Consider the following 253-nt stretch of genomic DNA (forward strand, 5'->3'; position numbering starts at 1 on the left):
TCGTATATTAACCCACCAAACTCATTCTTCACGTATCGACCTTGCCAGTTAAAAGTTGATTCGCCTAAGACAATTCCAGCTGTCTCGGATATAACACCAAGAACTTGGTCTCCTAGATTAGCTTTTTTAATCTTCTCGTTTTCGAGGGTTACAAAATAGCCCGAAGGAATTGACTTACCATCAGCAGATTCGAAATACTCAGCATAGTCGGAAAAGGTTGAGCCTCCTTTTACTTGTCCCGCACTGGTAACAT

At 41.5% G+C, this 253-nt stretch carries 1 protein-coding gene; it reads right to left on the reverse strand.

Translation table 11 applies throughout. From position 1 onward, the window contains the following. Positions 1 to 253 (reverse strand): peptidase G2 autoproteolytic cleavage domain-containing protein (locus SB749_RS20190; protein ID WP_410711878.1); only part of this gene is annotated, 253 nt, incomplete at both ends.

Source organism: Brevibacterium sp. SIMBA_078 (assembly GCF_046534565.1).
Lineage (GTDB): Bacteria > Actinomycetota > Actinomycetes > Actinomycetales > Brevibacteriaceae > Brevibacterium.